The organism is Actinoallomurus purpureus (genome assembly GCF_024055795.1).
In the GTDB taxonomy this organism is placed as follows: Bacteria; Actinomycetota; Actinomycetes; order Streptosporangiales; family Streptosporangiaceae; genus Actinoallomurus; species Actinoallomurus purpureus.
Map to the genome: position 1 here is coordinate 1 of NZ_JAMXMY010000032.1, position 23,201 is coordinate 23,201.

Genomic DNA, 23,201 nt, shown 5'->3' on the forward strand with positions numbered 1-23,201 from the left:
AGTTCGGCACGAACAGGTCGACCGGCTTCTGGAAGCGGACGGAGAAGAAGACGCCCGGCTCGCACGGCGGCACGACAAAGGTCTTCAGCCGCGGACGGTGCGGCACCGGGAAGGCGGTCGGCGTCGGAGACGCCGAGCCGCTGGGCGTCGCGTCGACCGAGACGTTGATGCCGTTCGCGGTGCTGCTGGCGCTCGGTGACGCCGCCGACGAGGATGACGATGACGCCGTCGCGGTGGGCGACGGGTTGGCGGTGGGCGACGAGGTCACGGTCGTGGTCGGGCTCGGCGTCGGACGCCGTGACTTGTCGGCGATGACGGCCCGGGCGGCTTTGTGGTGGTGGAGCGCCTTCCGCACCTTGGGCCAGGCACTCGCGCCGGGCTCGTGGGTGTCGGGCCACGGATCCTGGCCGGCCGTGGCCTGCATGGGCGGCCCGGCCCCCGGAGACGCGGTCGCGGGGCCGATGGACGAGACGGCCGCGGCAACAATGACGCCCAGGGACCCGGTCGCGACCGAAACCACCACCCTCTTCGCCTTCACGGGTGGTACTGCGGCGTCCATCCGAAGATTGCGCATGGTGCATCATTCCTTTGAAACGCGGCTTCCCCGCCGCGAATACCCGCTCACCGAAACCGCCATTGAGAAGCGAAGATCAATTCACTCTCCGCAGCAGACGGTAGCACGATGCCACAGGGAATCACGGAAGGCGCGACACGTGTTTTCGTCGGCCCCTAATGACAATTCAGTTGCGCTATGGGGGCCCCATCCTGAAATGTACCTAGCTAGCGGCCGCTTGACACGATGCGGCGTCGCCGATCCCGGGAGGTCGAGTGCCGGCAGGGAAGACCGCTGCGATCATCGGCGGGTACCCGCAGTGGTGCTCGGGTACTTCTTGGTGCTCGGCAGCGCCCCGGGGCCCTGATACGAGACAGCGGGCTTGCGCCCCTTGCGCCCCTCACGCCCCTGACGCCCCTTGCGCCCCCCGGGCCCCTCGCGCCCCTTGAGGCCGCCGGCCCCTTTCGCGGCTTCGGCGGTCTTCGGCCAGGCCCTGGTCTCCCAGAACCTCCAGCCCTCACGGATCGTCGGGAACGTCGCGACACCGGAGTTGATCCGCAGCCTGCCGCAGTTGTGGAAGATGCGCCACTGGTCGAATCCGACCCTGAGGCCGAACACCCGGTAACGCATATGCCCGATCATTCCCTTGCTGATGTGGGTGGTGTACTGATGACCGGTTTCCACCGCGTGCTCTTCCTCGACCAATGGCCGCAGATTCTTTCTGATGCGTGCGACGAAGTTCTGAATGTTGAAGTCGGCGATGACCTCTTTCTCAAGCTCGACGTGAAGCCGGACCAGGTGCACTCGCCTGACCCAGACCTGCATGTCGCCGCCCGGACCATCCACGTAGTAGGAGTTCGGCACGAACAGGTCGACCGGCTTCTGGAAGCGGACGGAGAAGAAGACGCCCGGCTCGCACGGCGGCACGACAAAGGTCTTCAGCCGCGGACGGTGCGGCACCGGGAAGGCGGTCGGCGTCGGGGACGCCGACCCGCTGGGCGTCGCGTCGACCGAGACGTTGATCCCGTTCGCGGTATTCGAGGCGGACGGCGACGCCGACGCGCTGGGTGACGCTGTCGCGGTCGGCGACGGACTGGCGGTGGCCGTCGAGGTCGCGGTCACCGACGGACTGGGCGTGGGCGTCGCACGCCTCGACCTGCCGGCGATGACGGCCCGAGGCCCATGGTGACCGCGCAGCGCCCTCCGCGCCTTCGGCCAGGCGCTCGCACCCGGTTCATGGGTGCCGGGCCACGGATCCTGGCCGGCCGCGGCCGCCATGGGCGACTCGCCCTCCGGAGACGCGGCCGCGGGGCCTAGCGACGAGACGGCCGCGGCAACAATGACGCCCAGGGAGCCGGTCGCGACCGTAAACGTTACCCTCTTCGCCATCGAGGATGGGACCGCGGCGTTTATGCGAATATTACGCATGGTGCATCATTCCTTTGAAACGCGGCTTCCCACCGCGAGTACCCGCTGACCGAAACGCCGTTAAGAAGCCTCCGCCCAGCCTTGCAGCGAAGATCAAGTCACTCTTCGTGGCAGACAGTAGCACGGCGTCACGAGAAAACACGGAAGGCGCGTCGCGCCTTTTTTCGGCGCCCATTGATGGCAATTCAGCCGCCTTTCGCCCATCCATCCCGGAAGGCAATTACCTAGCGCTCGCTTGGTATGATGTGGCGTCGCTCGTCTCGGGAGGTCGCGTGCTGGCCGGAAAGATCGCAGTCATCACCGGGGCCGGTCCGGGGCTGGGCCGCACTCTCGCCGCATTGATGAGCGAGGAAGGCGCGCACGTCGTGGTCTCCGCCCGGTCCCGGGCCGCTCTGGAGAAGACGGCGGCGGAGACCGGAGCCCTCGCCGTTCCCGCGGACGTACGCGACGCCGAGCAGGTCAAGGCCCTGGCCCGTACGACGATGGAGCGGTTCGGGCGGATCGACGTGCTGGTCAACGCGGCGTTCCCCGGCACTCACCGAAAGGACGTCCTCGACATGGACCCCGACTACCTCGAGCTCTGGCGCTCGGCGGTGGAGACGGCGACGTACGGGACCCTGCTCGCCTGCCGCTACGTGGCCCCGTACATGATCGAGGGCGGCGGCGGCTCGATCGTCAACGTGACGTCCATGTCGAGCCGGACCGGCTATGCCGGCCGGAGCGACTATGCCGCTGGCAAGGCGGGCGTGCACCTGCTGTCCCACTGCCTCGCCGACGAACTCGGCCCGCTGGGCGTCCGGGTCAACTGCGTCGCGCCGGGCTGGATCGCCAGCGACACGCTCACGGCGTGGATGGAGACGCGCGCGCGGGCCGAGGGCACGACGTTCCAGGCGATATACGACCACGACGTGAGCCGGATGGCGCTCCGGCGGATCGCCACCGAGGAGGACGTCGCCCGTGCCGTGATGTTCCTGGCGAGCGATCACTCCAGGGCCATCACGGGGGCGACCATCGACGTGAACGGCGGCCAGCAGTTCACCTGACGCCCCGACGAAACCCACATCGTCGGGGCCGCGTCTTACGATGGTGATCGTGCCGGGGTCGTACACGTGGTCGCGCCCGTCCGAGGGCGACATGGTGGAGTTGCACGATCTCGTCTCCGGGCGGACCACGGTGCTGCGCCGCCCGCCCCCCGACCTGCTGGTGATGGACGACATCATCCGCATCGAGGCCCTCGCCTTCCGGGAGGGCACGGGCCCCCAGGCGGAGCTGTTCGGCGCCCTGGACGCCGACCCCCTTCGAGTCCTGGCCGGAATGAACTGGCTGATCGCCTTCTGGTCGGTGCTGTGGGACCTGCGCGAGGGAGAGCCTGCCGGCGACCTGGTCCGTACGCTCGACTACGACGGTCCGTGGCGCAAGGGCGCCAGCCCCGAGCAGGAGCAGGTGTGGCGGTCGATGAGCCAGCGGGTGCGCACCGGGGTGTTCGCCGCGCTGACCGGCAACCCGGAGTCGCATCGGGTGTACACCGCGGAGGTCCGCAGGCTCGCCCCGGACGTCTTCCTGCACGTCACGTTGACGATCATGGATGCGCTGAGCCGTGACCTGACCAGGCAGGGGCTCGAGCTCACCGGAATGGCGGCCGGGCTGGAGGCGAACACCGATCCCGGTCGTTCTGGGAACGGCCCCTCCTTCAGCCCGCCGCGCTGAGTGCCCGGCGCGCTCAGCGCGTCGGCATGATGAAGACGGCGGTGGCCTCCGCCGTGCTCCGCCCGTCCGGCCCGATGATGCGGCTCTCGACGAACGTCTTGCGGCCGTCCACCCGGACGGCCTTCGCCTCGGCGGACAGGGGCACGCCGAGCGGCGTGGGCCGCCGGTAGCGCAGGTCCAGCCCCGCCGTCATGCCGGGAGTGCCGTTGGCCGACGCGGCGCAACCCGACAGGTGGTCGAGGACCATCGCCGACACGCCACCGTGCACGAATCCCGGAGGGCCCTCGTACAGCACGCCGAGGGTGAACTCGCTGCGCGCGGTGCCGTCAGCGGAGACTCTGATCTCGATCGGCGGGGCGAGCGTGTTGAGCGCGCCGGTGACCGGGCTGCCCAGCTGGCGGACGACGCCACCGTCACCCACCTCCGCGGCCGGCGGGATGCCTCGGCCGGCCTCGGCGAGCCGCCGGTTCAGCACCTCCAGCTCACGCGTGACGACGGCGACCTCGGCCTCGTCGGCGCGGGTCAGGAGGAGCAACTCCGACAGCTCCCGTACCCGGGCCGCCAGCGCGGCGAGCCCGGCGACCCGCCCCTCGTCGATCTCCTGTTGCCCGCGTTCCTCGAACACCCGCTGCATGGCCGCCCAAGCCCCGGTCATCCGGCCTCCCCACCTCGATACCGAACTGGATTCTAGACGGCCGAGATCGAATCCGTCCCGGCCACCACTCGACCAAGCAACTGCTTGGTGTTAGCTTCCCGTCCATGGCTGGAGATCTGATGGCGCGTGCGGCGGTGGTCCGGGAGTTCGGCACACCGATGGAGATCACCGAGATCCGGGTTCAACCTCCCCAGAGCGGTGAGGTCATGGTCAAGATCACCGCATCGGGGGTGTGCGGCTCGGACATCAAGGCCCTCGACGGCCACAGCCCGGTGGCGCGGAAGCCGCCGCTGGTCCTCGGTCACGAGAGCGCCGGCGTGGTCGCCGAGGTGGGCCCCGGCGTCACGAGCGTACGGCCGGGCGACCATGTGATCATCGCGATGAACGGCCCGTGCGGGCGCTGCCGCAACTGTTCACGCAGCCAGGCGCACCTGTGCTCCGGTCCCGCCCGGCTCAACGCGATCATGGGCCTGATGGGCGACGGCACCACCCGCCTCACGGTCGACGGCGTGCCCGCCCGCCCGATGATCGGCATCGGGTCGTTCGCGGAGTACGCCGTGGTCGGAGAGGCCGCCTGCGTCAAGGTGAGCGCCAAGGCGCCGCTCGACCTGCTCGCGCTGACCGCGTGCGCCGTCGTCACCGGCGTCGGCGCCGTAATCAACACCGCGCAGGTCGAGGCCGGGGCGAGCGTCCTGGTCGTGGGCTGCGGCGGCGTCGGCCTCAACGTCGTCCAGGGCGCGGTCCTGGCGGGCGCCACGACGATCATCGCGGCCGACATCGTCCCCGCCAAGCTCAAGCTGGCCGAGGAGTTCGGCGCGACGCACGCGATCCTCGCCGCCGACCTGCCCGCCCAGGTCGGCGAGATCATCCGGGGCGGCACCGACTACGCCTTCGACGTCACCGGCAACGTGGACGTGCTGGCCAGGACGTTCGCCGCGACGCAGCCGGGCGGCACGACCGTGATGGTCGGCAGCCCACCCGCCGACAGGCCGCTGTCCGTCGCCCCGCAGACGCTGTTCGCCTCGCGGCGCCTGATGGGCACCCAGGGCGGCGACGCCGTGCCCCGCCGCGACCTGCCGATGCTGGTCGACCTGCACCGCCGGGGCCGCCTCAACCTGGAGGGCCTCGTCAGCGAGAGAGTGCCCCTGGACAAGATCAACGACGCGGTCGACCACGTACGCGGCGGCTCCGTCGCCCGCTCCGTCATCGTCTTCGACTGATCAGCCGGCCTGAAGGCGGCGCCCGAGCATCTCCCCGTTGCGCACGTCCTGGCCCCGCTCGATGTAGACGGTGACATGCCGGAGACCGGCGAGCGGCGCCAGATCGATGCCGGGCGCGAGGCCCTTGATGTAGAGCTGCCGAAGCTTGCGCGACCCCTGGAGCGGAGTCAGGTCGGTGACACGGGTGCAGTTGCGCAGCCAGATGGTCTGCAACTCGTGCAACCGGCCGAGCGGGCTCAGATCGTCGATGCCGGTGTCCTCGAGATCCAGGTAGTCCAGGCCCGGAAGCTCGGCCAGCGGAGTGAAGTCGGTGACGCCGGTACAGCCCCAGAGACCGAGGGACGTGAGGCTCAGTCCGGTCAGAGGGCGCAGGTCCTTCACCCAGGATGAGTCGTTGAGATGAAGCTCCCGGAGCTGCGGTGCCCGCCCCACCAGGTCGTCCAGCCCGCATCGGAGGGAGGACTCGGTCAGCCGGAGATAGCGGAGGCCGTGCAGCGGGGGCAGGGAGTCGACCTCGGTCAACGCCGTACAGTCGACGAGACCGAGCTTCTCCAGCGACGTCTGCGCCCCGAGAGGTGAGAAGTCCGCGACATCCTCCAGATGACCCACATGCAGGGTGTGCAACTGGGGGAGATCTTCGACGAAGGCCAGGTTCGGCACGGCGGGTGCCCAGAGATGGAGAGTCGTCAGTTTCGGCAGCCGGGACAGCGGCGTGAAATCGTGGACGACGTCCGGCGTCGAGAGGTGCAGATACTCCAGGCCCTCGGCGTGTGCGGCAAGAGGGCGCAGGTCACCGGACTGCAGTCGGGTGATCTTGAGCTGGTTCAGCGGCCGCTCGACCCGGTACAGAAACGACAGGTCGGCCAGGTCGTCCTCGAACAAGGTGAGCGAGGTCAGGTGCCGGAGGTGCCGGACGTGATGCCCCAGCCGTGACGTCGGCAGGAACAGGCCGCCCTCGGCAAGGGGCGTATGAGCCAGTACGCGGCGTGCGTAGTCCTCCGGGTCGAAGTACTCCCACCCTCGGACGAGTTCCTCCTGCACCGGCTCCCGGGGATCGGTGCCGTAACCGGCGAGCAGCTCCAGCGCGGCCGGCCCGTTCACCAGCCACGCGGTGCGGACGACGGCGCGCGCGGCGGCGGGCGTCAGCCCGTCCAGGCTGCGGGGAAGGCGGTCGAGGATCGTCTCGCCGACGTTCGACAGCGATCGTGCCGACGCGAGGTCGCGGGGCGGGACGAGGTCGTCCAGGCACGCGTCGATGTCGCCGCGAAGCTCGACCGGGATCGCCGGGAGGGTCTCCAGGCAGCCGGCGACGAGCAGCTTGAGGCGGCGGGCGTTGCGCGGCTCGGCCTGGCTCCGGCGGAGCAGGGCGGTCAGGAGTTCCGAACGCTGCGGCGCGTTGGCGTGGCCGGCCGCCATGATGATCGTCTCTCGCCACTGGTCCTTGTGGGCCTGGACGATCAACGGCTCGAGGTCGCCGTCGTCGGCGAACTGCTTGGCCGTCAGGTACTCCTGCACGGTGCGGTGCACGAAGTCGATGCGCCCAGGGACCGGCTCGCGCAGGACGCCGCTGCGCTCCAGCAGGTGGTCCAGCACCGCGGCCGCGTCAGAAGGCGCGCTCGGCATCGCCGCCAGTCGGTCCCCGATCCAGCGGACCACCGCGTCCTTGGGCAGCTCCGTACGTCCGGTGATCGACAGCCGCCAGGCCAGGTCCTGCAGGATGAGCATCTTCTGGGCGCGTTCGAGGACGATGTCATCGTCGACCGGGATCTGCCGCTCGACGTCCCGGCGTTCGAGCAGCAGGTCGAGCGCTGCCGCGTACAGTCCCATCCGGTCGCGCGGCAGCTGCTTCTCCCGGTCGAGGTTGAGCGCGCACAGCATGGCGGCCAGCAGCGGGCTGCCCGCCAGCGCCCGCAGGTGCGGTGCCGACTCCATGCGCGCGAGCAGCGCCGCCTCGAAGCCCGGGAGCTGTTCAGGAGCGCAGGGCAGGTCACCCGCGTCGCGTACGGCCTCGTGCCAGTGCCGGATCAGCTCCTTGACGTCCGCGGGGGTCATGCGCTCCAGCAGGGCGGTGGCGAAGCCCTCCCCTGCCAGCCAGTCCGCACTCGCCGCCGCGGGCCGGGAGGTCACGACGACCCGGAGTCCCGGGTACGCGGCGAGCAGCCCGCCGAGCCACGACCGTACGGCCCGCCGGCGCGCACCGGGCAGTTCGTCCACGCCGTCGACCATGAGCAGCGCCCGGCCGCCGGCGAGCACCCGGTGCACCCAGCCGGCCGGCATCAGCCCGGCGATCGGGTCGGCGACGCCTTCGAGGAAGCGTTCGGGCGATGGCAGGTTCCCGTCGGTGTGGCTGCGCAGCTTGATCAGGAAGGGCACGCAGCCGTTCCAGTCGGCGAGGTCCCCGGTGAAGGTGCCCCGGGCGGCGGAGATCGCCAGCCAGCGCAGCAGCGTGCTCTTGCCCGAGCCCGCCTCCCCGCGGATCAGCGTCAGCGGCGCCCGCCCGAGCGCGGTCTCCACGCGCAGCGTCGCCTCCCCCGCCTGCGGCTCGTCCTTGCGCCACGCCTCGATGGCCGGCACGTCACGGGTCGCCGAGGACCACCGGCCGCGGTCGGCCGGGTCCTCGTCGGTGGACACGCTGAGGCTGATGTAGGCGACGCTCAGCGTCGTACGGGGCCGGTAGCGCTCGACCCGTACCCCGAACAGCTCAAGCACGTCCAGGGTCGTGCTGACGTGCTCGAGGTACCGCCGGCGGAAGGCCTCGTCGGTGGCCGTTCCGTCCGGCGCGTCGAGGGTGCGGACCGGGAGGCGCGCGAGCAGGAGCGACACCTGGTCGGCGACGGCGGACAGCCGCGCCAGCGTCTCGGTGGACGCTCTGGGCCCGAACTGCGGCAGCTGCTGGACGATCCGCACGAAACAGTCGCAGCACTCGTCCAGCACCACCTCGTACAGCCGCGCCCCGGCCTCCCCGAGCTGCCCCTGGATCGCGCGGCGCGGCAGCCCGGCCCGTACGTGCGCGGCGAGACGGGTGGCGTCCAGGTCGGTCGCGAGCAGCGCCCGGTCGGACAGGTCGGCGTCCGCGAGGGTCTGGACGACCTCGGCGAGCGCGGCGGCCCTGTCGTTCTCGCCCAGCCCGCCGTACTCGTGCCCGCACAGGGTCAGCAGCCGATCGGCGACCTGGTCGGCGATGTCGGCGATCTGGCGCTCGAACCGGCGGCGCGCGATCCGGTCCGGGAACCTCGCCTGGATCAGGTCGACCAGGTCCCGGCGTCGGTCGCGTTCGGCGGACCACCCGGTCAGCCACGCCTGCGCGAGGTGGCGGCCCAGCGCCTGTCCGACGGCGACGGCCGCAGCTTCCACTGCCATGCGCAGCCTCCCAAGACAGCCCGATGGGCATTATGACGGAGTACTCCGCGTTAGACGCCGTTGCGCCGTTCAAGGCTCCCGCCCGACGGGCCCGGCTCGCGGTGCTGAGTGGGCCGCCACGTACGTCTCGGCGTAGGTGTCGAGGACGGGGAGGACCTCGTCGCGCGGGGCCGAGGGCACGCGGAGGACGATCTCCTCGATGCCCAGGGAGGCGTAGTAGTCGAGCTTGGCGGGCGTGGGCTCGGTGCCGAAGGGGATGACCGGGACCGGGTCCCGGCCGGCGCGGGCGCATGCCTCCCGCAGAGCGGGCAGCGCCTGGCGGATGCCCGCGCCGCCGATGGGCAGCCAGCCGTCGCCGTACTCCGCGATGTGCCGGAACAGGGTAGGGCCCGCGGCGCCGCCGAGCAGGACGGGGATCCGCCGCGCCGGCTTGGGCCACGCCCAGGAAGGCGTGAAGCGGACGTGCTCCCCCTCGTACGACGCCTGTTCCCGTGTCCACAGGGCGCGCATGGCGAGGACATGCTCGCGTGCCCGGTCGCGGCGGCTCTCCCAGCGCACCCCGTGGTCGGCGGCCTCCTCGCGGTTCCAGCCGAAGCCGACGCCCAGGGCGACGCGTCCGCCGCTGACGAGATCGAGGGTCGCGACGGCCTTGGCGGTGACGATCGGCTCGCGCTCGGCGATCAGGCAGACGCCGGTGCCCAGGACGATCCGCGACGTGACCGAGGCGGCGGCGGCCAGGGCGATGAGCGGATCGAGCGTCCGGGAGTACTCCTCGGGCAGCACCGGGTCGCCGGTCGGCGGCGGGGTCGCGCGGCTCACCGGGATGTGCGTGTGCTCCGGCAGGTAGAGCGAGGCGAATCCGCGCCGCTCGGCCTCCACGGCGAGGTCGGGAACCGGCATCGTCCGGTCGGTGGCGAACATGGTGACACCCAGCCTCATCGACCCTCCGAAGATTATTCGACCAAGCGATTGCTCGGTCATTCTACGTTGTTGTAGCGTGCGCTTGTTCGGTCCTGGAACTGGCCCCCGCGGCGAGCGGAGCGAACGGCCGGGGTACGCGGTCGTTCGCGAGAGGGCGAGTGCCGATTGAGCACGACGGAGAGGGATGCCATGCCGTTCACGGACCTCGCGGACCCGGATCGGCCGGGTGGCGACGTTCGGCTGTTCTACACCGACGACGGAGCCGGCGACCTGCCGCTCCTCCTCGTGCACGGTTGGGGTTCGGACTCCCAGGAATGGACCTGGCACCTGCCGGACCTCGCGACCCGGCACCGTGTGATCGCGGCCGACATGCGCGGCCACGGGCACTCCTCGGTGCCCCCGAGCGGGTTCCACCCGCGCGACATGGCCGGTGACCTGGTGCGGCTGCTGGACCACCTCGAAATTCCCCAGGTGATCGCGGTCGGCCACTCGATGGGCGGCCAGATCGTCAGCATCCTGGCGGTCGAGCATCCCGACCGCGTGAAGGCGCTGGTCTGCGTGGATCCGGGCTACGGCCATTCCCGCGAGGTGGCCGAGGCCGCTCCCGGGCGGGTACGGGCGCTGCGGGCGGACGTCGGCGCCGCGCTGCGGATCGACGCGTGGTGTTACACGCCGGCCACACCGCCCATGATCAAGACCTGGCACGCCCGGCGACTGCTCGCCATGCCGCCGCACGTGCTGACCGAGGCGTTCGCGGGGCTGTTCACCGACGATGACCAGATCGGCACCCGGCCGGCCTCGGACGACTACCTCGCGCGCCGAGAATGCCCGGTTCTGTCGTTCTGGTTCGACCCCGCCCAGGCCGCATGGGAGGAGGCGCTGTTCAAGCATCCCGCGTCGATGACCGTGACCTGGCCCGGCTCGGGCCACCGCCTCCATGAGGAACGCCCCAGGGAATTCCTGCTCGTCATGAACCGATGGATTAAAGGGGTAACGCAGTGAAGTTCGCCATTTTCCTCAACCCGCAGATTCCGGGGTCGGGCTACAGCGCCGAGGAGAACGCCAGGGCGAAGCGGCCCATCGGGCGGGACACCGAGTCGTACCAGAAACTGCTGCACGAGGTCCGGGAGATCGCGGTCCACGCGGACCGGATCGGCTTCGACGCCCTGATGATGACCGAACACCACTTCCACTCGGAGGGGATGGAGTTCTCGGTCAACCCGCTGATGTTCCTGACCGACCTGGCGGCGCGCACCGAGCGCATCCTGCTGGCGCCCCTCGGCCTCGTCCTGCCGGCGTGGGACCCGATTCGCGCCGCCGAGGACGTCGCGCTGCTCGACCAGTTCTCCAAGGGACGGCTGCGCCTCGGCGTGGCCCGCGGCTACCAGAACCGCTGGATGAACGTGCTCGGCCAGCGCTGGCACGCCGCCGCCGCACGGTCCGACGGCTCGGCCTCCGACAACCGCAACTTCGACGTCTTCGGCGAGATCCTGAAGATCATGAAGATGGCCTGGACGCAGGACACGCTGAAGTACAGGAGCGACGTCCTCGACTACCAGGTGCCGTTCCCGTACGAGGGCATCGAGGGCTGGCCGGCCACCGAGTGGACGCGGACGTTCGGCGCGCCGGGCGAGATCGACGACGAGGACGTGATCCGCTCCGTGGCCGTGTGCCCGCGGCCGTACCAGAACCCCTACCCGGAGCTGTGGCAGCCGTTCACGATCAGTGACCGGTCCGTCATCCGCGCCGCGCAGGAAAGCATCCTGCCCTGGCTGTTCACGCCGAACCCCGACGACCACGCCGCCAAGGCACGGCTCTTCCAGGAGGAGTCGGCCAAGTGCGGCCGGGACTACAAGCTCGGCGAGCACACCGGCATCCTCAAGATCGTCGGTATGGCGGACACGCGCGAGGACGCCATCGAGACGTACGGAAGGAACATGCCCAAGGACTTCGCCGCCTTCTTCGGGCCGTTCGGCTACCTCGAGGTCATGCGCAAGAAGGAGGACGACAAGCATGTCCCCATCAGCCCGGAGAAGGGCGATTTCAAGCGCATGAACGACGTCGAGATGGCGCTGCTCGGCGGCCCGGACGACGTCAAGCGCGGCATCCAGCGGATGCTCGACCGGATGCCCGACCTGGAGTGGTTCGGCCTGTACATGCAGGGGCAACAGGGCGTGCTGCCGCTCGACACCGTCAAGCGGAACCTCGAACTGTTCGCCACCAAGGTCATCCCCGAGTTCGCGGACTGATCGGCGATGGAGTTCTGGCTGGCCGGGTTCTGCGACACCGGCGAGTACATCGGGCTGGCGCAGGCCGCCGAGCGCCTGGGATACGACACGCTGACCGTCTCCGACCATCTGTTCCACGCCGACTACGAGTCCCGATACCCCTACTCCGAGACGGGCGAGCCCCCGTACGACGCGACGACCCACTGGCCGGACGCCTGGGTGACCATCGGCGCGATGTCGGCGGTCACCTCCCGGCTGAACTTCGCCACCAACGTCTACGTCGCCCCGGCCCGTGACCTGTTCACCGTGGCGAAGGCCGTCTCGACGGCGGCCGTGCTGTCGGGGAACCGCGTGCGCTTCGGGGTGGGCGTCGGCTGGTGCGCCGATGAGTTCCGGCAGACCGGCCAGGACTTCCACACGCGCGGCCGCCGGCTCGACGAGATGCTTCGGGCCCTGCGGACGCTCTGGCGTGGCGGGCGCGTCGAGCACCACGGGGACTGGTACGACTTCGGCCCCCTCAGCATCACGCCGGTCCCGTCGGAGCCGATCCCGGTGTACGTCGGCGGCGACAGCGACGCCGCGCTGCGCCGGGCCGCCCGCTTCGCCGACGGGTGGATCGGCAACCGGATCTATTCCGAGGACCGGCTGTCCGAGCTGCTGGAACGCCTGTCCCGCCACCTCGCCGACCACGGCCGCAAACTCGACGACCTGCGGGTGATCGCGCCGATCGGCGCGATGCCGAGTCCGTCGCTGTACCGGAAGTGGCGTGAGCGGGGCGTCGACGGGACCTTGGCCGCGCCCTGGTGGCTCGCGACGGAGGAGGAGAAACGGCGCTGCTCCGGCCTGAGCCTGAAGATCGCCACCCTGGAGCGCTTCGCCGAAGAAGTGATCGCAAAGATGTGATCACTCATTCGCGTCCGGTAACGATCGGATTCGGTACGCCACGCCGCTTCATTCGGACTTGCGGAAATCAGGTGAATACTAGGGCGATTCACGGGTTACCCCGACGAATTAACTTTCAAACAAGAAATAAAAAGCTTCCAAAGGAGTCCACCTATTCGCTAATCTCAGACTCCGAACCTGCCTCGGCCACGGAAGGCGCCACCGGAGGAGGTATCTGCGATGGCGATCGATCGATGGGCCGGCACTGACGGGGTGCCCGAGACGATCGACGCACACCCTCCGAAGAAACCGCATCCGCCACCGGACACCCCGGGAGCGGAAGGTTCTCCGTCTCGCGCCGACAGTCGTAAGGCCGCCTCGGTAGCCAACGAATCCGCCGCCGGCGGTCCCGGCGGCGAAGACGCGGTGGAGGGAAGCGTCCTCGACGGGCTGAGAAAAGCCGTTACTCGACTCGACCGGCGTGCTGAACAGGCGGAGACGCCGCACATCGTCGAGCGGCCTGATGCGCCGACCACGGTGGTGCAGGACAAGAAGGAGACGGCGGTCCGATATGGCACTCCGCTGGACCGTCCCGACGGCACCCGCACTCCCCTCTTCAACGGCGAACCGACCCGAGAGCAGACGAAGCAGGGCCGCCTGAACGACTGCGGCATCATCTCCACCCTCGGCGCGGTCGCCGGATGCGACCCCAAGGCGATCAAGGAGTGCGTACGTGAGACGGACGACGGTAACTACGAGGTCCGCCTCCACGACACCGAATACTCGAAGACCAGGATGCGATATCAGCCGACCGGACGGCGCACCACCTTACTCGTGACCCCCGATCTCCCGGTCTTAGCCGCCGCTCCTCGGAAGCCGGCATTCGCCGACTCACAAGAGACCGGCACGGCGTGGGCTCCGGTCCTGGAGAAGGCCATCGCCGGACTCGACCAGACATGGGATCGGGAGCGCCGTGAAAAGTGGGCCGAGCGCTGCGCGGCACAGGGGAAGAGCGGCGACCCTCCAGGAGGCTACCTTCGGCTCGACCAGGGAAGTTTCCCCATCGATCGCGCCGAACTCCTCACCCAGCTAACCGGCCGCCCCGCCAAAAACCACGACTTCCCCTCCGGATATGACATCAACGCGCGGGGGCCGGATAAACAGCTCTTGGCCGACTTACGCCAACAACTCGCCGACGGAAAGCCAGTGCTCGTCGGCACCCGTACGGCGGGCGAGAATGAACCGCCTCTCGCCAAGGACCTCAAGGATGCACATGCGTACGAAATGGTGAGCATCGACGACCAGGACAGAGTGCATCTGCGCAACCCATGGAATGAATTCCACCCCGAGCCGCTGACCATCGGCGAATTCATGGCCAACATCCGCCCGCGATACACCACACTGGAGTAGTCATGCCAGCCGGCAGGATCTTTCTCTCGAACGGCATCCAGGCGAATGAGGACATCGGCAGCTTCGCCGTGATCCATGTGGACGCGCGCGCGGATCACCCGCTTACGGTCCGGCTCGGTGTCGTCACCGATGAGGAACATCGATACACGCTGTCTCCCGGGGACAGCTTCCCAGTACGGGATCAGACCTGGCGACTCGAGCCCGTGGAGAACGCCGGTAGCCGCGATTGGATCGTCACCTTGACGCGAGTCGCGTGACCGATGCCCCGCCGCATAACCGTCCGTTGCCGCCTCCGGTCGCGCACCGGTTGAGAGGACGACCGACCGGATCAGCGTCGGTGCCGGTGAGCATGACGGCCTGTCCGGCGGGACGGTGGCGGCGTAGCCGGTCGCGAGCTTCCGGGTCGGTGGCCGTCCAGGGGGTGATGCGAATCGATCACCGACTTGCCCCGGCACGCTACCCTCCTCCTAAGCGGCTTAGTTTTTATGACGGAGGTACACGGTGGCGACGGCGAAGAAGGACGCGCGCGGCGGGGCGGCGGAGCGGCGGAGCGCACGGGAACGGCTGGCGGCCGAGCGTGCGGCTGCGGAGCGCAGACAGAGACGCCGTCGCATCCTGACATGGACGGCGTCCGGAGTCGTCGCCGCCCTGGTCGCCGGAGGCGTATGGGCCGCGACGTCCGGTGGAGGATCCGGCAAGGCGAAGACGACGGCGTCCGGCGCGACCGGGGCCCGCGATGCCTCAGCCGCCGCCACGGGCCTCCCGCCGTGGCCGCGTCCGGACGACACGGCCGACCGCGCCCGTACCGAGGGGCTCGCCGTGGCCCCCATGGAGGGCACCGCGCAGCACTTCCACACCCACCTGGACATTCTGGTCGATGGCAAGGCCGTGCCCGTCCCGGCGAACCTGGGCATTGCGGCGTCCGGCAACGCGATGTCCGAGCTGCACACCCACGACACCACCGGCGTGCTACACATCGAGGCGCCCACCACCGGCAAGCACTACACGCTGAGGGAACTGTTCACCGAGTGGAACGTCCGGCTGGGCGCCACCGGGCTCGGGGGCCTCAAGCCGGACGGCTCCCGTACGTTGACCGCCTACGTCGACGGCAAGAAGCAGGCCGGAGACCCGGCCACCATCGAGCTGACACCCCACCGGGAGATCGCGCTGGTGTACGGACCGGCGAACGCCGCCGTCCAGGCGCCCTCCCGCTACGACTTCCCGGACGGCGAGTAGCGACCACATGTACTATCCGGCTTAGGTGATCGAGCGAGGAGTGAGGGGGCGGATGCCGCGGTTCGGGGAGCTCGAAGCGTCGATCATGGAGGTGGTGTGGTCGGCGGACAAGGCCATCACGGTCCGGGACATCCGTGACCGCCTCGGCCGCGAGCCGGCCCCGGCCTACAACACCGTGCTCACGGTGACGGAGATCCTCCACCGGAAGGGCTGGCTGGCCCGGGAGAAGCACGGCCGGGCGTTCCGCTACTGGCCGGCGGGCAGCCGGGACGACTACACCGCCCAGCTGGTGACCGAGGCCCTCGACTCCGCGCAGGACCGCGCCGCCGCCCTCGTACGCTTCATGGAGAAGATGGAGCCCGGAGAGATGGCCGAGATCCGCCGCGCGCTCGAGACGGCCAGGGACGCCGAACGGCGGCCCCGATGATCGTCACGCTGTTCCTCCTCGGACACGCCCTGCTGCTGGCGACCGCCGGGACGGCCGCGCTGCGGCGGGCCGGGTGGCCGACGCGCGCGCCCCGCCTGGCCATCGCCGCGTGGCTCGCGCTGTCCGCCTCGATCGTCGGCTCGGTGATCCTCGCCGGGCTGACGGCGACCACGGCGGCCACCCGGGCCGGCTCCGTCCCGGGACGGTGCTACGGGCCGATGCGATGGCCGTGCGCCCCCGACACCTTCTCCGGCGCGGCGGCCCTGGCCGCGACCGGCGCCGTCGCCGCACTCGCCGTGGCGGCGCGCGTCGTAGGGTGCCTGTGCGCCGCGTACCGCACCGCCGCCCGCGAACGACGTCTGCTCCTGGACGCGCTGGCGCTGGTCGGCCGGACCGACGCCCGGCTGGGCGTGACCGTCGTCGACCACGCCGCACCGGCCGCCTACTGCGTGCCCGGCCGTCACGGCCGGATCGTCGTGACCAGCGGAGCGCTCGCGGCACTCGACGACGCACGGTTGGCGGCGGTGCTCGCGCACGAGCGCGCCCACATGCGCCAGCTCCATCACCTCGCTCTGACCTCCGCCCGGGGCCTCGCCCGGGCGTTCGGCCCTCTGCCCGCCTTCACCACCGCCCAGGACCAGATCGCCTTCCTGGCCGAGCTGGCCGCCGACGACGCCGCGGCGAAGCGGTCGGGCCGGCTCACCGTCGCCGAGGCCCTGCTCGCCCTGGCCGAGGCCGCCCCGGCCGATGCCATGGCCGCCGGCGGGACGGCGACGGGCGCCCGCGCGCGCCGTCTCATCACCGGCAGCCGGCCGCTCGGTCGCACCCGGATCCTGCTGGGCCTCACCGCCGCGGCCGCCGTCCTCACCGCGCCACCGGCGGCCGCCGAACCGGCGCTGTCGGCCACCGTCGTGGCATGTTGCGGCTCATCTCATACCACCGCGACGCAGCCCGGTCACGTCCTCCGGGGTGCGCGCACCCGGCGGCCTGATTACTCCGCCGCCGACGAGCCGGCGACGCCGCTGCCTCGGAAGCCGGACCTGCGATCGACCACGTCGCGGTATCGGCCCGCCACAAATGGGTTGATTATCCCAACCTCACCAAAACGCCAATTTCGACTTTCAAAATAAAGGTCTTCAAAAGACCGCTCTAATTGGCTAATCTCGATTCCGAACCTGGCTCGGTGTCGGCACCCGCGAGGTTCGCGAGAATGAGTCGCAGCTCAGCAAGGACCTTGAGGGCGCCCACTCCTACGAGGTGGTGGAAATCGACGATCAGGACAGGCCCCATCTGCGAAATCCCTGGAACGCCGCCCCTCCTGAGCCTCTGACCATCGGAGAATTCATGGCCAATATCCACCCCCGATACACAACACCGAGGTCTTCTCGGCAACATGATGATTGCGGGGTGTGACGGGGTGCGGGCGCCCGCTCGCGGCCTAGTTCTGCGGTGCCAGGGTGCGTAGGACGCAGAACTCGTTGCCCTCGGGGTCGGCCATGACCACCCAGTTTCGGTCTGCGCCTTGGCCCACATCCGTCTTGGTGGCGCCGAGGCCGAGCAATCTGGTCACCTCGTCCTCGGTGCTGCCGTCGATCGGGCTGACGTCGAGGTGGAGCCGGTTCTTCACGGTCTTGCCCTCGGGCACCCGGATGAACACCAGGGTGGGCGGCATCTGGCGGGCCCGGACCTCCTCGACGGTCGGCTCCCAGGAGCCGATCTCGACCTTGCCCTCGCTCCGGTCGATCACCTTGAAGTCCAGGACCGCGCACCAGAAGGCCGCGAGCCTCTCCGGATCGTGGCAGTCAACGGCCAACTCGGTGAACCTACTTGTCATGACTCTCCCAGATAGTGCGGACGGGGCTCAGAGTATTGGCTCAGGCCGCCCGTCCGACAGGTCCGGGATCTTCCTGACTACTGGCGAACGCACCGCAGGACAGAAGGATGCTGCGGCTGGCAGGTGACCGACCCGTAGAGGAGATCTATCCCCATAGCGGAGACATCAACCGGGCCTGACCCAACATCAGGTATGCGTGAAGCCCCTGGTAGGAACAGGTCTGCGAAGAACGGGTTCCAGGCACCGAGAGGCTTCACGCGTTGGCCAGGATCACCTACACCGGCGTGCTCGGTGTCGGCGGGGCAACCGCCGAGACCCTCGCGAAGCTGCTGGCCGAACATCGTGAACGGCTCGGCACCCGCAAGGCCACCCGTGCTCTCGGCCCCTTCAAGCAGGGTGGTGGCAGCCGCCGATCGGCGCGGCGGTTCCGCTGACCTTGATTCCGCTGTCCTCGCCCGGAGTCACGTCGACGAGCAGGCGGCTGGGACGGCCCATGTCCTCCCCCTGGTGGATCGTGACGCGGGCCGGAGGAGTGACGAGCCCCGACGACCGCAGGTACGCGCCGAAGGCCGCGGCGGCCGCGCCGGTGGCGGGGTCCTCGTAGACGCCGCCCGGCGGGAACGGGTCGCGCGCGTGGAAGACGCCGTCGCTCTCCCGCCACACGAGGTGCACGGTCGTCCAGCCCCGGCGGGCCATGAGATCGCCGAGCGCCTCCTGGTCGTAGTCGAGATCGGCAAGCCGCGCGCGTGAGGCGGCGGCGAGGACGAGATGGTCGTTGCCCGCGTTGGCGATGCGCGGCGGGAGAGCCGGGTCGAGTTCGGCGGCGTCCCAGCGGAGGGCCGTCAGCGCCGCGGTGAGGTCGGCGTCGTCCACCTCGCGTACGGCCGGAGCGACGCTCGTGAGGGTGGCGAAGACCCTGCCGTCCTCCAGGCGCGTCTCGACGGACACCTCTCCGGCGGACGTGACGAGCAGGAGGTCTCCGGTCCCCTCCCGCTCGGCGAGCGCGACGGCCGTGGCGATCGTCGCGTGGCCGCAGAACGCCACCTCGGCCAGCGGGCTGAAGTACCGGATCCGGTAGCGGCGCTCGCCGCCCCCCTCCTCCTGGATCAGGAACGCCGTCTCCGAGAAGCCCACCTCGGCGGCGATCTCCTGCATCCGCGTCTCGTCCATCCCCCGCGCGTCGAGCACGACACCGGCGGGGTTGCCGCCCGCGCCGTTCACGTCGAAGGCGGTGTAACGAAGGACGGCCGCCCGGGCCTCCTGCGTCTGGGTCTGCGATGCGCTGTTCGTCATGCCCATGATTCTGGGGGCCGGGATACCATCGCGTCCAACGATGAATATCGATGATGGAGATCGAGATATCCGATGGACACGCGCCTGCTCCGCAGCTTCCTCGCGGTCGTACGCGCGGGCGGGATCACGGCGGCCGCCGCGGAGCTGGGATTCGTCCAGTCGACGATCACCACGCACGTTCAGGCGCTGGAACGCCTGACCGGCACCCCGCTACTCGACCGCCACCCCGGTGGCGTCTCCCCCACGCACGCGGGCGCGCTGCTCACCGAGCGCGCCCAGCAGATCCTCGACCTCGAGGACCGTATGCTCGCCGAGCTGGCCACCGACGCCGCCCGGCCCGCCGGTCCCGTACGGCTCTGCGCGCCGGAGTCCGTGTGCGCCTACCAGCTGGCCCCGCTCCTGCCCGCACTCCGGGAGCGGTTTCCCGAGGTCCGCCTCTCGCTGTTCCCCGCCGACACCCGCACCGCCCTGACCGCGATCGCCGACCGCCGCGCCGACCTCGCCCTGTGCCTGGAGCCGTCGGTGCACACGCCCCAGGCCGACCTGATCGAGCTGGGGGTTCAGGAGCTGTCCCTGATCGCGCCGCCCACGACCGGCCTCCCCCGGGACCGCCCCATTACGCCGGAGGAGCTCGCGGCCACGGGCGTCCTGCTGCTGGAGGAGGGCTGCGCGTACAGCGACGAGCTCGCCGCCCTGATCGCCGCCGGCGGATCCCCCGTGGCCCAGCCCCGGTTCGGCGGGGTGGAGACGGTGAAGCGATGCGTGGCGGCCGGTCTCGGCCTGGCCCTGCTGCCGACCGCCACCGTCGCCGATGAGCTCGCCGACGGCAGGCTCGTACGTCTCCGGCCCCCGGGCCTCGCCCGGCAGCGGCTCTGGCTGCTCCGCCCCAGGTCGCGGTGGGCGTCCCCCGCCGTCCAGGCCGTCCACACCCTCCTGACCGAGACCGTGCCGATCAGGTCCGCACCCTGATCACCGCTCCGGTCAGCTCCTCCGGATCGGCCGCCTCGACGAGACGCCACTGGCCGCGTTCGGGGAGCATCGCCCACCAGCGCCGCGTGTAGGGGCCGAACCACAGCACGGTGTCGGGGAACCGGCGCCGCAGGATCACGGTCAGCTGCATCTCCGAGAGCGCCCCGGGCGGCCACGGGTCGATCAGCGTGGGCGGTGCGCTCATTTCGTCGCCTCCGGGGCGACTCCGTCGAGGCGCAGAACGGCGGCGATCCGATCGGCGGCCGTGTCGACGTCGGTGACGGGGCCGAGCGGTTCGTACTCCGACGGCGCGTCGCGGGTGGGTCCGGACCAGACCCACCACCACAGCAGCCGCCCGTCCTCGTCCGGCCGGCACATGACGGCCTGCCGGAGCCCCGGGCTCATCGCCGCTCCGACCGGGTCGTCCCCGTCGGCCGCGCGGTTGACCGCCCACACCATGTGCGAGCCGACGGTCTCGGCGGCGAGGCCACGCCCGGCCAGAGCGGCGGCGAGTCCTCTGACGAGCGGCCCGATCATTTCGCCTTGTGGCGGAATTTCCATTTTTGCGCGACCTCATTTCTCGGATTTCTTTGGGATTCCGATTACAGAGTCGCGCGCACCGATTACGCTCAGCCACCAACGACAACCAACCGCAAATCACCTCCGCTCCAGCGATTTCCACCGGAGCACGAGGTTGAGAACCGAGGAGGGATTCCCATGGCCCGGCCACAGCGCGACCTCAGCCCAGACTCGCTTATCGGTCATTTCGGCCTGGAAATCCGTACGTTCCGCAACGACGCCGGACTCTCCCAAACCCAGCTGGCCGACGCCCTCGGCTGCACCGGCCAATGGGTCGGCGCGGTGGAACTCGCCGACAAGGGCCCCTCCGAGGCGTTCGCCCTCGACCTGGACACCTACTTCCAGACCAACGGCTCCTTCCACCGCCTCTGGAAAACGATCAAACGCGCCAGCCAAAGGTCGGCCACACCTGCATGGTTCAAACCATGGATCCCAATCGAGCAAAAAGCGAAGATTCTCAAGACGTGGCAGCCCCTAGTGGTCCCCGGCCTTCTCCAGACGCCCGCTTACGCACGGGCGATCCTTCAAAGCAAGCCCGGAATCACCCAGAGCGAGTTGGAGAAGCAGGTCACGGCCCGTATAGAGCGGCAACAGCTCCTAGTCGCCGAAAACCCGCCGCTGCTGTGGGCGATCTTGGACGAGAGCGTGCTCTGGCGGTCGGTGGGAAGCGAGGAGATCATGCGTCATCAACTCGCTGCTCTCATCGAGGCCACGGCCGTCAACCACGTCACGGTCCAGGTCGTACCCAAGGAGAGGACGGGAACGGCTGGCTTGTCCGGCCCATTCGTGATCGCAACGATGGACGGCGGACCCGACATCGTGTACCTAGACGATGCCGCCGAAGGGCGCGTCGCAAGTAATTCATCCGAGGCCACGGAAGTCCTCAACTGGTACGATTCGGTCCGTGCGGATGCACTTCCCGCCCAAGCGAGCGTCGATCTCGTATCGAAGGTGAGGCAAGACCGATGGATGCGGCTGTGACCATCACCGAGTGGCGTAAATCCCGCTACAGCTCTCCGAACGGCGGCGACTGCGTCGAGATCGCTGTCGCCAGCAGCTCTGAGGTAGGCCGTTGGAACGCTGGACAGGCATGACTTTCCCAGAGTGGCGGAAGGCCAGCCGCAGTTCTTCCAACGGCGGCAACTGCGTCGAGGTCGCCGTCGCCGGCAACTCTGAGGTGGACAGCTGGAAGGCCGGACAGGCATGACTCTCTCGGAGTGGCGCAAGGCCAGCCACAGTTCCTCCAACGGCGGCGCATGTGTCGAGGTCGCGGTCGTAACCGCCCGTGTGGCTTGAGGACGAAGAAGATGGCAACAGCCCCAAGCGTTGGCAGGTGGCGCAAGTCCAGCCTCAGCTCACCCAACGGCGGCAACTGCGTTGAGGTCGCCGTCTCTACCAGCCACAAGACCGACCGGTAGGCAGGTATGACTCTCCCGGAGTGGCGAAAGGCAAGCCGTAGCTCTTCCAACGGTGGTGACTGCGTCGAGGTCGCCGTCGTGACGGTTCGTACGGTTTGAGGCTCTTTGCTGGACGTGTGGCGGGCCGGACGCGTCGGCTCGACCGAGCACCCGGCACGCCTTCGCTGGAACCTGTCGCTTTCTGCGGCTCGGCGGGACCGGGGGCGGACAGAAGTCTCGGCAAACGTCGTCCCAGGCACCCGCCTTGCCCCGCGCTGTCCCCTTCGCGGGCCGGGGCGCGCGGCGTTCGCCGAGCGTTCTGCACACCACCCCGCGACGTCGGCCGTCAGCGCGCGGCGAAGAAATCGCGCAACGCCTCGGCAACGACGAGGGGGGCGCCGTCGTCCTCCGGGCCCGAGTGCCCGAGTCCCGGCAAGGTGATGCTCTGCGCATCCGGGAGCACGGTGGCGAGCTTCTTCAGCGCGACGCCGAGGTAGGCCGGGCTCTTCACCCCTCCGAGCAGGAGGACCCGCGCCCGCAGGGCCGCGTACTCCTCGGCGGTGTCGGCCATCTCCGCGATGATCCGCATGTCGAAGCGCAAGGTGGGGATGAGCGCCGCGGCCGGTACGGCATCCTCGGGAACCTCACGCCGCACGCGCGAGCCGACCGTCAGCAGCGGCGCCAGCACGAATCGCGGGAACCGGCCGAACAGTGGTTCGGTCTGAAGGCCCTTCAACGCCGTGACCAGCGCGGAGGCGGTCCGGCCGGTGGCGATCTCGTGGTCGAAGCGCGGCAGCCAGTCCACCGGTGCCGAGCCGTCGACGGACAGCGGAGGCTCGTACAGGGCGACCCTGTCGAGCGCGGGGGTGGCGAGGGCCGCGCGCAGGGCCACGAGCGCGCCCGAGCTCAGGCCGAAGATCCGGGACGCTCCGCTCGCCGTGACGAGCGCCTGGACGTCCTCGACCTCCCGCATCACACGGAAATCTTCGCCATGGCCCCCGCTGAGCCCGCGTCCACGCCGGTCGGGCGTGTAGACCGTGAACTTCCGCCGGTGGGGGCACCTCTATGGCGCGCGCCGGGTCTGCGCAGACGATCGCGCACT

At 69.8% G+C, this 23,201-nt stretch carries 28 protein-coding genes and 2 pseudogenes; 20 read left to right on the plus strand and 10 right to left on the minus strand.

The annotated features are described in order from the left end of the window. A pseudogene (locus NE236_RS39280) lies at positions 1-574 on the minus strand (hypothetical protein); the annotation flags it as partial. 279 nt (positions 575-853) lie between these two features. Further along, positions 854-1,513, minus strand: coding sequence for a hypothetical protein (locus tag NE236_RS39285; protein WP_252847380.1), 660 nt, complete (start codon positions 1,511-1,513; stop codon positions 854-856). Positions 1,514-1,571: 58 nt separating this feature from the next. On the opposite strand from NE236_RS39285, the gene NE236_RS39290 reads away from it, so the two are divergent. The 3 genes from NE236_RS39290 to NE236_RS39300 all read left to right on the plus strand — a co-directional run bounded on the left by NE236_RS39290 (position 1,572) and on the right by NE236_RS39300 (position 3,688). Next, positions 1,572-1,742 (plus strand): hypothetical protein, encoded by a 171-nt coding sequence (locus NE236_RS39290; RefSeq protein WP_252847381.1) that lies wholly within the window; start codon positions 1,572-1,574, stop codon positions 1,740-1,742. 511 nt (positions 1,743-2,253) lie between these two features. Continuing rightward, the gene (locus NE236_RS39295) at positions 2,254-3,024 is read left to right on the plus strand and encodes an SDR family oxidoreductase (RefSeq protein WP_252847382.1); all 771 of its coding nucleotides are present in this window, start codon (positions 2,254-2,256) and stop codon (positions 3,022-3,024) included. Positions 3,025-3,073: 49 nt separating this feature from the next. Further along, the gene (locus NE236_RS39300; RefSeq protein WP_252847383.1) at positions 3,074-3,688 is read left to right on the plus strand and encodes a hypothetical protein; all 615 of its coding nucleotides are present in this window, start codon (positions 3,074-3,076) and stop codon (positions 3,686-3,688) included. 13 nt (positions 3,689-3,701) lie between these two features. Here NE236_RS39300 and NE236_RS39305 read toward each other — a convergent pair whose 3' ends face one another. Continuing rightward, entirely contained in the window at positions 3,702-4,343 is a 642-nt protein-coding gene (locus tag NE236_RS39305; RefSeq protein ID WP_252847384.1) for a PaaI family thioesterase, read from the minus strand. A 104-nt stretch (positions 4,344-4,447) separates the two neighbouring features. Between NE236_RS39305 and NE236_RS39310 the strand changes: the two genes are divergently transcribed. Continuing rightward, positions 4,448-5,563 carry an alcohol dehydrogenase catalytic domain-containing protein gene (locus NE236_RS39310; protein ID WP_252847385.1) on the plus strand — a complete coding sequence of 372 codons (1,116 nt, stop codon included), beginning with the start codon at positions 4,448-4,450 and terminating at the stop codon, positions 5,561-5,563. Here the strand turns inward: NE236_RS39310 and NE236_RS39315 are convergent, their stop codons facing one another. Together NE236_RS39315 and NE236_RS39320 are read right to left on the minus strand one after the other, a co-directional pair. Continuing rightward, on the minus strand, positions 5,564-8,923 hold the full coding sequence (locus NE236_RS39315) for an NACHT domain-containing protein (protein WP_252847386.1): 3,360 nt from the start codon (positions 8,921-8,923) through the stop codon (positions 5,564-5,566). Between the two features lie 69 nt (positions 8,924-8,992). Then, the gene (locus NE236_RS39320) at positions 8,993-9,862 is read right to left on the minus strand and encodes an LLM class F420-dependent oxidoreductase (RefSeq protein ID WP_252847387.1); all 870 of its coding nucleotides are present in this window, start codon (positions 9,860-9,862) and stop codon (positions 8,993-8,995) included. A gap of 171 nt (positions 9,863-10,033) precedes the next feature. On the opposite strand from NE236_RS39320, the gene NE236_RS39325 reads away from it, so the two are divergent. From NE236_RS39325 to NE236_RS39355, 8 genes are all read left to right on the plus strand, one after another. After that, complete coding sequence (locus NE236_RS39325) at positions 10,034-10,846, plus strand: alpha/beta fold hydrolase (protein ID WP_252847388.1); 813 nt, start codon at positions 10,034-10,036, stop codon at positions 10,844-10,846. Then, complete coding sequence (locus NE236_RS39330; protein ID WP_252847389.1) at positions 10,843-12,093, plus strand: LLM class flavin-dependent oxidoreductase; 1,251 nt, start codon at positions 10,843-10,845, stop codon at positions 12,091-12,093. Before NE236_RS39325 ends, NE236_RS39330 begins: the two co-directional genes overlap by 4 nt. Before the next feature lie 6 nt (positions 12,094-12,099). Further along, the gene (locus tag NE236_RS39335) at positions 12,100-12,975 is read left to right on the plus strand and encodes a TIGR03619 family F420-dependent LLM class oxidoreductase (RefSeq protein WP_252847390.1); all 876 of its coding nucleotides are present in this window, start codon (positions 12,100-12,102) and stop codon (positions 12,973-12,975) included. Positions 12,976-13,194: 219 nt separating this feature from the next. Beyond that, positions 13,195-14,364, plus strand: a complete 1,170-nt coding sequence (locus NE236_RS39340) for a C2 family cysteine protease (protein WP_252847391.1) — start codon at positions 13,195-13,197, stop codon at positions 14,362-14,364. A gap of 2 nt (positions 14,365-14,366) precedes the next feature. Beyond that, positions 14,367-14,621, plus strand: a complete 255-nt coding sequence (locus NE236_RS45395; protein WP_372494512.1) for a DUF6406 domain-containing protein — start codon at positions 14,367-14,369, stop codon at positions 14,619-14,621. A gap of 244 nt (positions 14,622-14,865) precedes the next feature. Beyond that, entirely contained in the window at positions 14,866-15,600 is a 735-nt protein-coding gene (locus tag NE236_RS39345) for a hypothetical protein (protein ID WP_252847392.1), read from the plus strand. A 52-nt stretch (positions 15,601-15,652) separates the two neighbouring features. After that, positions 15,653-16,027, plus strand: coding sequence for a BlaI/MecI/CopY family transcriptional regulator (locus NE236_RS39350; protein WP_252847393.1), 375 nt, complete (start codon positions 15,653-15,655; stop codon positions 16,025-16,027). Then, entirely contained in the window at positions 16,024-17,157 is a 1,134-nt protein-coding gene (locus tag NE236_RS39355) for a M48 family metalloprotease (protein WP_252847394.1), read from the plus strand. The genes NE236_RS39350 and NE236_RS39355 overlap by 4 nt, the downstream gene beginning before the upstream one ends. A gap of 308 nt (positions 17,158-17,465) precedes the next feature. On the opposite strand, the gene NE236_RS39360 is transcribed toward NE236_RS39355, so the two are convergent. After that, a complete protein-coding gene (locus NE236_RS39360; RefSeq protein ID WP_252847395.1) occupies positions 17,466-17,861 on the minus strand; it encodes a VOC family protein in 396 nt (131 codons plus the stop codon). A 260-nt stretch (positions 17,862-18,121) separates the two neighbouring features. On the opposite strand from NE236_RS39360, the gene NE236_RS39365 reads away from it, so the two are divergent. Beyond that, a complete protein-coding gene (locus NE236_RS39365) occupies positions 18,122-18,295 on the plus strand; it encodes a hypothetical protein (protein ID WP_252847396.1) in 174 nt (57 codons plus the stop codon). Here NE236_RS39365 and NE236_RS39370 read toward each other — a convergent pair. Then, entirely contained in the window at positions 18,249-19,154 is a 906-nt protein-coding gene (locus NE236_RS39370) for a PhzF family phenazine biosynthesis protein (protein WP_252847397.1), read from the minus strand. The two genes, NE236_RS39365 and NE236_RS39370, sit on opposite strands and share 47 nt — an antisense overlap. A gap of 72 nt (positions 19,155-19,226) precedes the next feature. Here NE236_RS39370 and NE236_RS39375 point away from each other — a divergent pair, with 72 nt between their 5' ends. Next, positions 19,227-20,123, plus strand: a complete 897-nt coding sequence (locus NE236_RS39375) for a LysR family transcriptional regulator (RefSeq protein WP_252847398.1) — start codon at positions 19,227-19,229, stop codon at positions 20,121-20,123. On the opposite strand, the gene NE236_RS39380 is transcribed toward NE236_RS39375, so the two are convergent. Further along, positions 20,107-20,328, minus strand: coding sequence for a hypothetical protein (locus tag NE236_RS39380; RefSeq protein WP_252847399.1), 222 nt, complete (start codon positions 20,326-20,328; stop codon positions 20,107-20,109). The two genes, NE236_RS39375 and NE236_RS39380, sit on opposite strands and share 17 nt — an antisense overlap. Next, positions 20,325-20,660: a hypothetical protein gene (locus NE236_RS39385; protein WP_252847400.1), complete on the minus strand. Its 336-nt coding sequence runs from the start codon at positions 20,658-20,660 to the stop codon at positions 20,325-20,327. Before NE236_RS39385 ends, NE236_RS39380 begins: the two co-directional genes overlap by 4 nt. A 180-nt stretch (positions 20,661-20,840) precedes the next feature. On the opposite strand from NE236_RS39385, the gene NE236_RS39390 reads away from it, so the two are divergent. From NE236_RS39390 to NE236_RS45415, 6 genes are read left to right on the plus strand one after another with little or no spacing between them, the layout of a single operon-like run. Then, positions 20,841-21,683 carry a helix-turn-helix domain-containing protein gene (locus NE236_RS39390; RefSeq protein ID WP_252847401.1) on the plus strand — a complete coding sequence of 281 codons (843 nt, stop codon included), beginning with the start codon at positions 20,841-20,843 and terminating at the stop codon, positions 21,681-21,683. Continuing rightward, positions 21,668-21,796, plus strand: coding sequence for a DUF397 domain-containing protein (locus NE236_RS45400; protein ID WP_372494513.1), 129 nt, complete (start codon positions 21,668-21,670; stop codon positions 21,794-21,796). Before NE236_RS39390 ends, NE236_RS45400 begins: the two co-directional genes overlap by 16 nt. Further along, positions 21,793-21,909: a DUF397 domain-containing protein gene (locus NE236_RS39395; protein ID WP_252847402.1), complete on the plus strand. Its 117-nt coding sequence runs from the start codon at positions 21,793-21,795 to the stop codon at positions 21,907-21,909. Before NE236_RS45400 ends, NE236_RS39395 begins: the two co-directional genes overlap by 4 nt. After that, on the plus strand, positions 21,906-21,998 hold the full coding sequence (locus tag NE236_RS45405) for a DUF397 domain-containing protein (protein WP_372494514.1): 93 nt from the start codon (positions 21,906-21,908) through the stop codon (positions 21,996-21,998). Before NE236_RS39395 ends, NE236_RS45405 begins: the two co-directional genes overlap by 4 nt. A gap of 11 nt (positions 21,999-22,009) precedes the next feature. Continuing rightward, the gene (locus tag NE236_RS45410; RefSeq protein ID WP_372494515.1) at positions 22,010-22,120 is read left to right on the plus strand and encodes a DUF397 domain-containing protein; all 111 of its coding nucleotides are present in this window, start codon (positions 22,010-22,012) and stop codon (positions 22,118-22,120) included. 6 nt (positions 22,121-22,126) lie between these two features. Continuing rightward, entirely contained in the window at positions 22,127-22,219 is a 93-nt protein-coding gene (locus NE236_RS45415) for a DUF397 domain-containing protein (RefSeq protein WP_372494516.1), read from the plus strand. Positions 22,220-22,445: 226 nt separating this feature from the next. Here NE236_RS45415 and NE236_RS39400 read toward each other — a convergent pair. Continuing rightward, positions 22,446-23,135: pseudogene (locus NE236_RS39400) on the minus strand (alpha/beta fold hydrolase); the annotation flags it as partial. Positions 23,136-23,201: the final 66 nt, after the last annotated feature.